A 12,104-nucleotide genomic window follows, 5' to 3' on the forward strand; every position below is an offset into this window, starting at 1 on the left:
GTTGCCAGAACATTATGGACAAGTCCGCCGCCATCCTCATCGTCGATGATTACCTCCTGATCCGCACCCATGTGCGGCAGGTGCTGGCCGAGCTCGGCTTCATGAACGTATTCCAGGCCGACAACGGCAAGGCGGCGCAGGAAGTGATGCGCAAGCAGCGGATCGACATCGTCGTGGGCGACTGGAACATGCCGGTGATGAGCGGGATCGACCTGCTCAAGTGGATGCGCGGCGACCACCGCCATGCCGCCACGCCGTTCATGATGCTGACCGCCGAAGCCAATCCGTCCTCGGTGCGCACCGCGCTGCAGGCCGGCGTGAACGCCTACATGATCAAGCCGTTCACGGTGCACAGCTTCGCCGCCAAGTTCCTGAGCATGCTCGGGATCGCGCCCGACAGCGCGCCGGCGGTCCCAGCTCCTGCCGTGGCCGTAGCGCCGCCCGCCGCGCTGCCGCCGTCGAACGTCATCGGCCTGGACCAGCCGATCGGCGAGCGGGTGAAGAAGTGCACGGTGCTGATCGTGGACGACATCCCGACCAACATCGAGGTGCTGGCCGGGGTGCTGAAGGACGACTACACGATCAAGGTCGCGATCAGCGGCAGGAAGGCGCTCGAGATCGCCGATGCCTTCCACCTCGACCTGATCCTGCTGGACATCATGATGCCGGTGATGGACGGCTTCGAGGTCTGCCGCCAGCTCAAGGCGAATCCGAAGACGGCGCACATCCCGATCATCTTCCTGTCGGCGCGCGACGGTTCCGAGGACGTGGTGGCCGGGCTGCGCCTGGGCGCGGTGGACTACGTGTCGAAGCCGGCCGACCCGGTGATCCTGAAGGCGCGCCTGTCGGCCCACCTGCTGCTGGCGACCGCGATGCAGGACCTGAAGCGCCAGAACGAACTCCTGATCGAGAACGCGCGCCTGCGCGAGGACGTCGAGCGCATGACCCGCCACGACCTGAAGAGCCCGATCGCGGTGGCCCTGCACGGCAGCCAGTCGCTGCTGGCCGGCCCGCTGAGCGAAGCCCAGGAGGAGCAGGCGCGCATGATCCTCGATGCGGCCGGGAATGCGCTCGAGATGGTCAACCGCACGCTCGACATCCACAAGATGGAACAGGGCAGCTACCAGCCGGCGCTGCAGGCCTTCGACCTCGGCGCGCTGCTGGCCAGGGTGGCGCAGCAGGTCGCGCTGGCGTGCGCCGGCCGCGACGTGAGCCTGCGCTTCGAGGCGCCGCGGGACGTGATGTGCCTGGGCGAGACGATCCTGTGCTATTCGCTGTTCACCAATGCGCTGAAGAACGCGGTGGAAGCGTCGCCGCCGGGGGGCGTGGTGCGCATGGCGCTTGCGCCGGACGACGGCAAGCTGCATGTCATGATCGACAATCCGGGCGCGGTGCCGGAGGAGATGCGGGAGCGCTTCTTCGACAAGTATGCGACGTCGAACAAGATCGGCGGGTCGGGCCTGGGGACGTATTCGATCCGCCTGATGGCCGAGGTGCAGGGCGGAAGCGTGGGCATGGAGAGCGGCGCCGGGACGACCCGCCTGACCGTTACGCTGCCCTGCCCCTGAAGCGCGTCATACCAGCAGCATCAGGTGCTCGCGCTCCCATGAGCTGATCACCCTGCTGAAGGTCGCGAACTCCAGCTCCTTGACCTCGCAGAACGCCTGCACGAACAGCTCCCCCAGCATGTTCGCCAGCTGCGGGCACTGGCGCATGCGCAGGATGGCGTCCTCCAGGTTGCGCGGCAGGTCGTCGTGCACGTGCTCGGCGCTGTCCGGCGTCGGCTCCGACGGCGTGAGCGCTTCGATCATGCCCAGCAGCCCGCAGCTCAGGGTGGCCGCCATGGCCAGGTAGGGATTGACGTCCACCCCCGGCACCCGGTTCTCGACCCGCCGGCTCTCGGGCGAGGAATTGGGCACGCGGATGCCGCAGGTGCGGTTGTCGTAGCCCCAGTGCACATTGGTCGGGGCCGACTGGAAGCGCGACAGGCGGCGGTAGGAGTTCACGTGCGGCGCGAACATCAGCAGCGCCGGCGGCACGTACTTTTCCAGCCCGGCGATATAGCTGAAGAACAGCTCGCTCGGCCCGCCATCCTCCTTCGAGAAGATGTTCCTGCCGGTGATGGCGTCGACCACGCTCTGGTGCACGTGCATCGCGCTGCCCGGCTCGGTTTCCATCGGCTTGGCCATGAAGGTCGCGAAGATGCCGTGGCGCAGCGCCGTCTCGCGCACCGCGCGCTTGAACAGGAACACGCGGTCGGCCAGCTCGAGCGCATCGCCGTGGGCGAAGTTGATCTCCATCTGGCCGGCGCCGGCTTCGTGGATCAGGGTCTCGACGCCCAGCTCGTGCTGCTTGCAGAACGCCGACAGTTCGAGGAAAAAGGGATCGAAGTCGTTGACCGCGTCGATCGAATAGGACTGTCGGCCGAGCTCGGTCATGCCGGTGCGCCCCATCGGCGGCACCAGCGGTTCGTGCGGATTGGTGTTGCGCGCGACCAGGTAGAACTCCATCTCGGGCGCCACCACCGGACGCCAGCCGCGTGCGGCATACAGGGCCAGCACGCGCCGCAGCACCGAACGCGGCGCCAGTTCGACCGGCGTGCCGTCGAATTCCTGGCAATCGTGGATGACCAGCGCCACGCGTTCCGACGCCCACGGCACCACGCGGATCGTGGCCGGGTCGGGCACGCAGATCATGTCGGGATCGGTCGAGCCGACATAGGGCGAGTTATTGGGCTGCTCGCCGTTGACGGTGTTGAGCAGCACGCTCTTCGGCAGGCGCATGTGCTCGCCGTCGAGGAACAGGTCTTTCGGCAGGATCTTTCCGCGTGCGATGCCCGTCATGTCCGCGATGACGCACTCCACCTCATGGATGTTGTGTTGGCGTAGAAAGTCGCGCATCGCCTCGCTCATCGTTCTCCCCATGGTTGGACGATGAACCCACTATAGCACCGCCGGCCGGGGCGCCGCGCCCGCGTTCGTGCCACGGATGCCGCAACTGGCGTCGCCAGCCGGCGATTCGGCGCATCGCTTGCCCCAAGCGCAATATTCTGCGCGATACTTGCAAGCATGAAAACAAGCTTGCATGTCTCCCGGCTGCCCCCGATGTGGCGCTTCTATATCGCCGGCTGGTGCGCCTACATCCTGCTGGTGGCGCTGCTGGTGCAGGCCGACGCCATCGCGAACGGCCGCTTCGACATGGCGCTCATCCTGCATTCGGCCTGGAGCACGGGGCCGTCCGGGGCGCTGCTGGCGCTGGTCTGGCCGCTCACCGGCCTGCTGGAAGCGCGCAGGGTGCATACGCTACGGCTGCTGGCCGTGCACGCCGGCGGTGCGCTCGCGTTCGGGGTGTTCGCCCACCTGTTGATGATGGCGCATATCGGGGGCGGGAACCGGCCGCTGGAATGGCATGCCTGGCCCTTCATGTACAGCCTGATGAGTTATGGCCTGATCGCCGGCATCTTCCACACCGTGCGCACCGGCGCCGCGGCCCAGCGCCAGGCGCTGGCGGCCCAGCAGGCGCGCACCCTGCTGGTCGCGGCCGAACTGAATGCGCTGCGCAGCAAGCTCAATCCACACTTCCTGTTCAATACCCTGCACTCGATCATCGCCCTCACCCAGCGCAATCCGGCGGCGGCCGAGACCGCGCTTTTCCAGTTTTCCGACATGCTGCGCTACGTGCTCGACACCGAACGCGCCGGCCACGACCGGGTCACGCTGGACGCCGAACTGGACTTCGTGCGCGACTACCTGGAGCTGGAACAGCTGCGCCTGGGGCCGCGCCTGCGCGTCGAATGGGACCTCGACCCGGAGGCCGGCGGCCATCTGCTGCCGGCGCTGACCCTGCAGCCGCTGGTCGAGAACAGCATCAAGCATGCCTTCAATCCGCACAGCCGGCCCGGCCTGCTGCACATCGCCACCCGCTGCGATCCGCAGGACGGAAGCCTGACCATGACGGTGCGCGACGACGGTCCGGGCGCCAGCCGCGACAGCATTGCCGCCTCGTCGGGGCTGGGCATCCGCACCATCGGGCGCCGCCTGCTGCTCGACTACGGGCAGGGCGCCGCACTCGATATCGATTCCACGCCCGGCGCAGGCTTCGCCGTGTCCGTTTCCATTCCCGCCACCACAGGGCTGAACGCGCGATGACGAAAACCGCGAAAACCGTATTGTTTGCCGAAGACGAACCGCTGGCGCGCGACCTGCTGCGCGACGCCATCTACGCCCATCCCATGCTGCGGCTGGTGGGCGAAGCCGCCGACGGCGCGAGCGCGCTGGCGCGCATCCGCCAGTTGCGTCCCGAGGTGGTGTTCATGGATATCCAGATGCCCGAGATGACCGGCCTGGAAGTGCTGCGCCGGCTCGACTACCTGCCGCAGATCGTGTTCACCACGGCCTACGACCAGTATGCGGTGACCGCGTTCGAACTGCACGCGGTCGACTACCTGCTCAAGCCGTTCACGCCGGCGCGCTTCGCCGATGCGGTGGCGCGCCTGCTCGACGGCCCGCTGCACGCGCGCGACACGCTGGCCGGGGCGCTGGCGCAGGCAGGCGGCGGCCCGGCCAGCGGCCCTGCGCGCCTGGAACGCATCCTGGTGCGCGACCGCGGCCGCATCTTCCCGCTCGCGGTCGGCGACATCGAATACATGAAGGCGGATTCGAAGTACACCGTCATCGCGGCGCGCGGCCAGAGCTTCCTGGTGCGGATCGGGATCTCGGAACTGGAGGTGCAGCTCGACCCGGCGCACTTCATCCGGGTGCACCGCTCGGCGCTGGTGAACCTCGATTTCGTCGACTCGATGCGCGCCGACGACCAGTCGCAGCTCCAGATCCGGATGCGCGACGGCAGCGTGGTCACCGCCAGCCGCGAAGCCTCCAAGCTGCTGCGCGACATGGCGATCTAGGACGACCTACACCCGGATCCAGGTGGTCTTCAGCTCGGTGTACTTGTCGAAGGCATGCAGCGACTTATCCCGCCCGTTGCCCGACTGCTTGTAGCCGCCGAAGGGCACCGTGATGTCGTCGCTGTCGTACTGGTTGACGTGCACGGTGCCGGCGCGCAGGGCCCTGGCCGTGCGGATCGCCTTGCTCATGTCCGCCGTCCACACCGCCGCCGCCAGTCCGTAGGGCGTGGAGTTCGCCTGGCGCACCGCTTCGTCGAGGTCGGTGAACGACAGCACCGACAGCACCGGCCCGAAGATCTCCTCGCGCGCGATGCGCATCGACGCGTCGACGCCGTCGAACAGGGTCGGCTCGATATACAGCCCGCCGCTCTCCTGGCGCGCCACGCCGCCGCCGGCCAGCAGGCGCGCGCCGCCCGCCTTGCCTTCCTCGATATAGCCGAGCACCGTCTTCATCTGGATGCTGTCGACGATGGCTCCCATCACGGTGGCCTCGTCCAGCGGGTCGCCCGGCGCGTGGCGCGGGATCAGGGCCAGGGCCTTGTCGAGGAAGGCTGCCCTGATCGACTCCTCGACGAACAGGCGCGAAGGCGCGTTGCAGCTCTCGCCCTGGTTGAAGTAGATCGATCCGATCGCGCTCTCGACCGCGGCGTCGAGGTCGGGGCAGTCGGCGCACACGATGTTGGCCGACTTGCCGCCCAGCTCAGTCCAGGCCCGCTTCAGGTTCGACTGGCCGGCCATCTGCAGGATCTGCTTGCCGACCCGGGTCGAGCCGGTGAAGCCGATGCAGTCCACGTCCATGTGCAGCGCCAGCGCCTTCCCCGCCTCGTCGCCGTAGCCGGGCAGCACGTTGAACACGCCGGGCGGCACGCCCGCCTCCAGCGCCAGCTCGGCCAGCCGGAGCGAGCTCAGCGGCGCCTTCTCGGACGGCTTGAGCACCACGCTGTTGCCGGCGGCCAGGGCCGGGCCGATCTTCCAGGCCGCCATCAGCATCGGATAATTCCAGGGAATGATGGCCGCCACCACGCCCACCGGCTCGCGCGTGATCAGGGCCAGGCTGTCCTCGGGGCTGGGCGCGATCTGGTCGTAGATCTTGTCGACCGCCTCGCCGTACCAGCGGATGCAGTTCTGGGCCAGCTGCACGTCCACGCTCTGGCTGTAGCGGATCGGCTTGCCCATGTCCAGGGTTTCCAGCAGCGCCAGCTCGTCGCGGTGCGCCAGCATCAGGTCGGCGAAGCGGATCAGCACGCGCTTGCGCTTCGCGGGCGCCATGCCGGCCCAGCGCCGGTCCTCGAAGGCGGCGCGCGCCGCCGTCACCGCCAGGTCGACATCCAGCACGTCGCAGCGCGCCACCTCGGCCAGCTTGCGGCCGTCGACCGGCGAGATCTTGTCGAAACGCTGCTTGCTGTGCGCGTCCACCCGCCAGCCATCGATGAAGGCGCGGCCGTCGGCGTTCAGCGCGGCGGCTCGTTCATGCCATGAAGTCATTGTCATAAAGCAACCCTTCCCTTGAGAACAACATACGGGTACAAATCCTGGGATAGATGATCCAGGCGCCAGGTTCTGCCTTTATAATCGCGGATTTTCCGCCCGATAACTTTCTGCCCCTCGGAGCACACCGCATGAACACCACTTTGATCACTTTTGTCGTGCTCTACCTGCTGGGTACGCTTGCACTCGGGATGTAGGCAGGCACGCGGATCAAGAATACCAGCGACTTCGCGGTCGCCGGACGCAGCCTGCCACTGGTCATGGTGATCACCACCACCTTCGCCACCTGGTTCGGCGCCGAGACCGTGATGGGCGTGCCGGCCAAGTTCGTCCAGGGCGGCCTGAACGCCGTGATCGAAGACCCGTTCGGCGCCGGCACCTGCCTGATCCTGGTCGGCCTGTTCTTCGCCACCAAGCTGTACAAGCTGAACTTGCTCACCATCGGCGACTACTACCGCCAGCGCTACGGCAAGGGCATCGAGGTGTTCTGCTCGGTCGCCATCATCCTGAGCTACCTGGGCTGGGTGGCGGCGCAGATCACCGCGCTCGGCCTGGTGTTCTCGGTGCTGACCAATGGCGCGATGGCGCCGGCCACCGGCATGATCATCGGCACCCTGGCGGTGCTGGTCTACGTGGTGGTGGGCGGCTTCCTGGCCGTGGCGATCACCGACTTCATCCAGATGATCGTGCTGGTCGTGGGCATGAGCGTCATCGCCTTCTTCGCGGCCGACCTGGCCGGCGGGCCCGACAAGGTGCTGGCGATGGCGCAGCAGGCCGACCTGTGGCGCATCCTGCCGGAACCGACCTTCACCGACATCGTGTTCTTCATCGGCGCGGCCATCACCATGATGTTCGGCAGCATCCCGCAGCAGGACGTGTTCCAGCGCGTGATGTCGGCCAAGAATGCGCCGACCGCGCGCAGCGGCGCCGTGATCGGCGGCGCCAGCTACATCCTGTTCGGCTTCGTCCCGATGTTCATCGTGGCGGCGGCCGTGGTGGTGATGGGCGATAACGCGATGGACATCGCCAAGAACGACTACCAGCGCCTGCTGCCGACCTTCGTGATGACCAAGATGCCGCTCGTCATGCAGATCCTGTTCTTCGGCGCGCTGCTGTCGGCGATCAAGAGCACCTCGTCGGCGACCCTGCTGGCGCCGTCGACCAGCTTCGTCGAGAACATCCTGAAGAACCTGCGTCCAGGCATGAACGACCGCCAGCAGCTGTTCGCGATGCGCGTATCCGTGGTGGTCTTCGCGGCCATCGTGCTGGCGTATGCGATCGCCATGGAAGGCACCTCGATCTACGAACTGGTGTCGAGCGCCTACCAGGTGACCCTGGTGGGAGCCTTCGTGCCGCTGGTGATGGGCCTGTACTGGTCGCGCGCGACCACCCAGGGCGCGATCCTGTCGATCGGCGCCGGCATCTTCGTGTGGCTGCTGTTCTTCCCGCAGATCTCGACCCTGGGCGAGCACTTCCCGGGCCAGCTGGCCGGGCTGCTGGCGGCGTTTGCCGGCATGTTCGTGGGGTCGCTGGCGCCGCAGGTGCTCAAGAACCGGCATGAGCCGCCGAAGCACGTGGCGGGCGCCGGCGCTGCTTGAGGGAGACAGCGCTGTAGGGTGGACGGGTTTCCCGTCCACGCGTTCAACCAGCGCATGCGTGAGCACAACGCGTGATGTGGTTGAACGCGTGGACGGCACAGCCGTCCACCCTACGCCATCCACCCTCTCTCCCTCACCTCCTCCAGCGTCAGGTCCAGGCAGTACCGGATCCTGTCCACCATCTCGTCGATCTGCGCCACCGTGATCGACAGCGGCGGCGCCACGATCATGCGGTCGCCCACCGCGCGCATGATGACCCCGTTGTCGAACATGTGCTGCCGGCACAGCATCCCCACCGCGTGCATCGGCGCGAACGCCACGCAGTCGTGCACCGTCTCCCCCTTGCGCCGCACCAGGTTGAGCCCCGCCGCCAGCCCGCAGGTCTCGGCATGCCCGACCAGCGGATGCGCGACCAGGGACGTGAAGCGCGCCTTCAGGTGCGGCCCGGTCTCCAGCGCCACCCGCTCGACCAGCCGCTCCTCGATCAGGATGCGGATGTTCTCGAGCGCCGCCGTGCACGCCACCGGATGCCCGGAATACGTGAAGCCGTGGTTGAAGTCGCCGCCCTTCTCGATCAGGGTGTGCGCCACCCGGCTGCCCACCAGCACCCCGCCCAGCGGCACGTAGCCCGAGGTCACGCCCTTGGCGAAGGCGATCAGGTCGGGCTGCGCGCCCATCAGCTCGCAGCCGAACCAGGCGCCCAGCCGGCCGAACCCGCAGATCACTTCGTCGGACACCAGCAGGATGTCGTACTTGTCGCAGATGCGCTGCACCTCGGGCCAGTAGGTCGAGGGCGGGATGATGACGCCGCCCGCGCCCTGGACCGGCTCGCCGATGAAGGCGGCCACCTTGTCCGGCCCGGCGTCGAGGATCTTCGCTTCCAGCCAGCCCGCCGCTTCCAGGCCGAATTCCGCTTCGCTCATGCCGCGCCCGTTCTCGGCGTAGTTCGGCTGGTCGATGTGGACGATGCCGGGAATCGGCAGCCCGCCCTGCGCATGCATGGCCGCCATGCCGCCCAGCGAGGCGCCCGCCATCGTGCTGCCATGGTAGGCGTTGCGGCGGCTGATGATGACCTGGCGCTCCGGCTGGCCCATCAGGTGCCAGTAGCGGCGCACCATGCGCACGATGGTGTCGTTGGCTTCCGAGCCCGAATTGGTGAAGAACACGTGCTCGAACTGCGGCGGCGCGAGGTCCGCCAGCAGCGCCGCCAGCTTCACGGCCGGCACGTTGGTGGTGTTGAAGAAGCTGTTGTAGAACGGCAGGGCCAGCATCTGGGCATGCACCGCGTCGGCGATGCTGGCGCGGCCATAGCCGGCGTTCACGCACCACAGTCCGGCCATGCCGTCGATGATTTTCTTGCCCTCCGAATCCCACAGGTAGATGCCGTCGCCGCGCACGATCACGCGCGCGCCGCGCTCACGCAGCGCGCCGTGGTCGGTGAACGGATGCAGGTAGTGCGCCGCATCGAGCTGCTGCAGCGTTTGCGTATCGAAGCTGTCCTGGGCCGGCGCGCGCAGGGTGACCGCCGTGCTGTTGGTTTCCATGATCGACTCCCATCGTTTCGAACCTTTATATGCTGGCGACGCTTCAGACGTGCAGCAGCAGGTGCTCGCGCTCCCACGGGCTGATCACGGTCATGAATTCCTGGTGTTCGAGGTCCTTCACCGCCGAATAGACGTCGATGAAGCGCTCGCCCAGGATGTCGCGCAGGCGGTCTTCGCGGCGCAGCTGGGTGATGGCCTCGGACAGGCCTTGCGGCAGCTCGACCGGCATCTGGTAGGCGCTGCCCTCGACCATCGGCGACGGCTCGATGTGCTCGATCATGCCGAGGTAGCCGCAGGCCAGGGTCACTGCCAGTGCGAGATACGGGTTGGCGTCGGCGCCGATGACGCGGTTTTCCACACGGCGGTCCTGCGAACCCGACATCGGCACCCGGAAGCCCACGGTGCGGTTGTCGATGCCCCATTGCAGGTTGATCGGCGCGGCGGTGTGGCGCACGATGCGGCGGTAGGAATTGACGTAGGGAGCAACGATCGCCATCGCCGATGGCATGTAGCGCTGCAGTCCGCCGATGTAGTAGCTGAACAGCGTCGATGGCGAACCGTCGTCGTTGCTGAAGATGTTGCGGCCGGAGTCGGCGTTCACCACGCTCTGGTGCACGTGCATCGCCGAACCCGGCTCGCCCGCCATCGGCTTGGCCATGAAGGTGGCGTACATGTCGTGCTTGAGCGCCGCTTCGCGCAGGGTGCGCTTGAAGTAGAACACCTTGTCGGCCAGGCCGAGCGGCTCGCCGTGCTGGAAGTTGATTTCCATCTGGCCGGCGCCGATCTCGTGGATCAGGGTGTCGACGTCGAGGCTCATCATCTCGCAGTAGTCGTAGATGTCCTCGAACAGCGGGTCGAATTCGTTGACCGCGTCGATGCTGTACACCTGGCGGCTGGTCTCGGCGCGGCCGCTGCGCCCGATCGGGGCGGCCAGCGGCAGGTCGGGGTCGATGTTCTTGGCGGTAAGGTAGAACTCCAGCTCGGGCGCGACCAGCGGCTTCCAGCCGCGCTGCGCATACAGCTTGAGCACGCGGCGCAGCACGCTGCGCGGCGCGAAATCGACCAGCTTGCCATCGGAGAAATAGCAGTCGTGGATCACCTGCGCGGTCGGATCGACCGCCCACGGCACCATCGTGATGGTGCCCGGATCGGCCTTCAGGATCATGTCGCGGTCGGTGGTGGCGATGGCGCGGTCGTAGGCGTCGTCGTGGTTCGGGGTGTTGCCGGTGACGGTCATGCCGAGCACGACCTCCGGCAGGCGCATGCCCCGGTCTTCAGTGAATTTCACGCGCGGCAGGATCTTGCCGCGGGCGACGCCGGTCAGGTCGGGGACCAGGCATTCGATTTCGGTGACTCGCTTTGCATTGAGCCACTCTTCCATGTCGGTATAGCTGAAATTGTCGCGGATTGCCATGATTGCCTCTCTGTCTTGAAACGTAAGCGCGCGCGCACGGCACCGCCGGGCGCGCTGATGCAGCAGGCAGGGAAGCTAGGGGACGGGACGCGCCGCCCATTTCTCGCAGGCGGTCATCCTCGGCTCCGGCGCTGTTCGCGGTAGGTGCGGCAAGCCTGGCCGAACGCCCCGAACATCTTCATCGAGAAAGGATTGTGCTGGATACGCCACTCGGGATGCCATTGCACCGCCAGCGTGAAACCCGGGGAGTCGGCCACCGTGAAGGCCTCGACGAGTCCGTCCTCGGCGACCGCTTCGACCGTCAGTCCGGGCGCGAGTTCGGCCACGCCCTGCCCGTGCAGCGAATTGACGGGGATTTCGGGAACGCCGAGGATGCCCTCGAGGAAGCCGCCCGTCGTGATCTGCACGTTGTGGGCATCGCCATACTGCTCGTCCATGCCCAGGTCGGGTTTCTCGCGGTGGTCGAACTTGCCCGCCACCGACTGCACCGCCTGGTGCAGGCTGCCGCCCAGCGCCACGTTCATCTCCTGGAAGCCGCGGCAGATCGCGATGATCGGCACGCCGCGCTTCACCGCTTCGCGAATCAGGGGCAAGGTGGTCTGGTCGCGCGCCGGGTCCTGCGGCAGCGAGGGATCGAGCAATTCCTGCGAGTAATAGCTGGGATGGACGTTCGATGCCGAGCCGGTCAGCATGATGCCGTCGATGAGCGCGAACACGGTTTCCAGATCGAGCGACGCGCCAAGCGACGGCAGGATCATGGGAGCGCAGTCGGCGCCAAGGACGACGGCGTCGACATACTTGTGCTGGGCGGCGTGGTAAGGATGTTCGCCGAAATCACGCGTGCACGCAGGGACGATGACGAGGGGGCGCATGGTTTCCACCTTGTGGTTGAAGCGCACGAAACCATGATACGAGCAATCTGGTCCGAACGCGAGGGGCCGTTAATCCAGATCAAACACAGCGCGATTGGTCCGCGCTTCTCCTGCCGATCTGCTAGTAAAAATGCGATTCCATATCAAAATCTTAACGCCAATCGCCGAGTGATGCCAACACGGCTCGACAGTAGACTCGAAGGCCAGTGCTCTGAAGAAAGGGCTTTATTTCAACTAATGTTTCAACCTGATTACTTCGCTATAGGTAAAGCAAGCGAAGTGGCG

At 66.6% G+C, this 12,104-nt stretch carries 8 protein-coding genes and 1 pseudogene; 4 read left to right on the top strand and 5 right to left on the bottom strand.

The annotated features are described in order from the left end of the window. Positions 1-14: 14 nt before the first annotated feature. Positions 15-1,568: a response regulator gene (locus tag H162_RS0113340; RefSeq protein WP_020653975.1), complete on the top strand. Its 1,554-nt coding sequence runs from the start codon at positions 15-17 to the stop codon at positions 1,566-1,568. Positions 1,569-1,574: 6 nt separating this feature from the next. On the opposite strand, the gene H162_RS0113345 is transcribed toward H162_RS0113340, so the two are convergent. Beyond that, positions 1,575-2,912 carry a glutamine synthetase family protein gene (locus tag H162_RS0113345; protein WP_020653976.1) on the bottom strand — a complete coding sequence of 446 codons (1,338 nt, stop codon included), beginning with the start codon at positions 2,910-2,912 and terminating at the stop codon, positions 1,575-1,577. Between the two features lie 156 nt (positions 2,913-3,068). Between H162_RS0113345 and H162_RS0113350 the strand changes: the two genes are divergently transcribed. Together H162_RS0113350 and H162_RS0113355 are read left to right on the top strand one after the other, a co-directional pair. After that, entirely contained in the window at positions 3,069-4,148 is a 1,080-nt protein-coding gene (locus tag H162_RS0113350) for a sensor histidine kinase (protein ID WP_040787345.1), read from the top strand. After that, the gene (locus H162_RS0113355) at positions 4,145-4,903 is read left to right on the top strand and encodes a LytR/AlgR family response regulator transcription factor (protein WP_020653978.1); all 759 of its coding nucleotides are present in this window, start codon (positions 4,145-4,147) and stop codon (positions 4,901-4,903) included. Before H162_RS0113350 ends, H162_RS0113355 begins: the two co-directional genes overlap by 4 nt. 6 nt (positions 4,904-4,909) lie before the next feature. Here the strand turns inward: H162_RS0113355 and H162_RS0113360 are convergent, their stop codons facing one another. Next, positions 4,910-6,394, bottom strand: coding sequence for an aldehyde dehydrogenase (locus tag H162_RS0113360; protein ID WP_026354603.1), 1,485 nt, complete (start codon positions 6,392-6,394; stop codon positions 4,910-4,912). A 128-nt stretch (positions 6,395-6,522) separates the two neighbouring features. On the opposite strand from H162_RS0113360, the pseudogene H162_RS30800 reads away from it, so the two are divergent. Beyond that, positions 6,523-7,989 (top strand): annotated as a pseudogene (locus H162_RS30800) (high affinity choline transporter 1). 110 nt (positions 7,990-8,099) lie between these two features. Here the strand turns inward: H162_RS30800 and H162_RS0113370 are convergent. The 3 genes from H162_RS0113370 to H162_RS0113380 all read right to left on the bottom strand — a co-directional run bounded on the left by H162_RS0113370 (position 8,100) and on the right by H162_RS0113380 (position 11,819). Continuing rightward, entirely contained in the window at positions 8,100-9,533 is a 1,434-nt protein-coding gene (locus tag H162_RS0113370; protein WP_020653982.1) for an aspartate aminotransferase family protein, read from the bottom strand. Positions 9,534-9,576: 43 nt separating this feature from the next. Next, positions 9,577-10,947, bottom strand: coding sequence for a glutamine synthetase family protein (locus H162_RS0113375; RefSeq protein WP_020653983.1), 1,371 nt, complete (start codon positions 10,945-10,947; stop codon positions 9,577-9,579). A gap of 113 nt (positions 10,948-11,060) precedes the next feature. Beyond that, positions 11,061-11,819: a gamma-glutamyl-gamma-aminobutyrate hydrolase family protein gene (locus tag H162_RS0113380; RefSeq protein ID WP_026354605.1), complete on the bottom strand. Its 759-nt coding sequence runs from the start codon at positions 11,817-11,819 to the stop codon at positions 11,061-11,063. Between the last annotated feature and the right edge of the window lie 285 nt (positions 11,820-12,104).

The sequence above is a fragment of the Massilia niastensis DSM 21313 genome (genome assembly GCF_000382345.1).
GTDB lineage: Bacteria > Pseudomonadota > Gammaproteobacteria > Burkholderiales > Burkholderiaceae_D > Telluria > Telluria niastensis.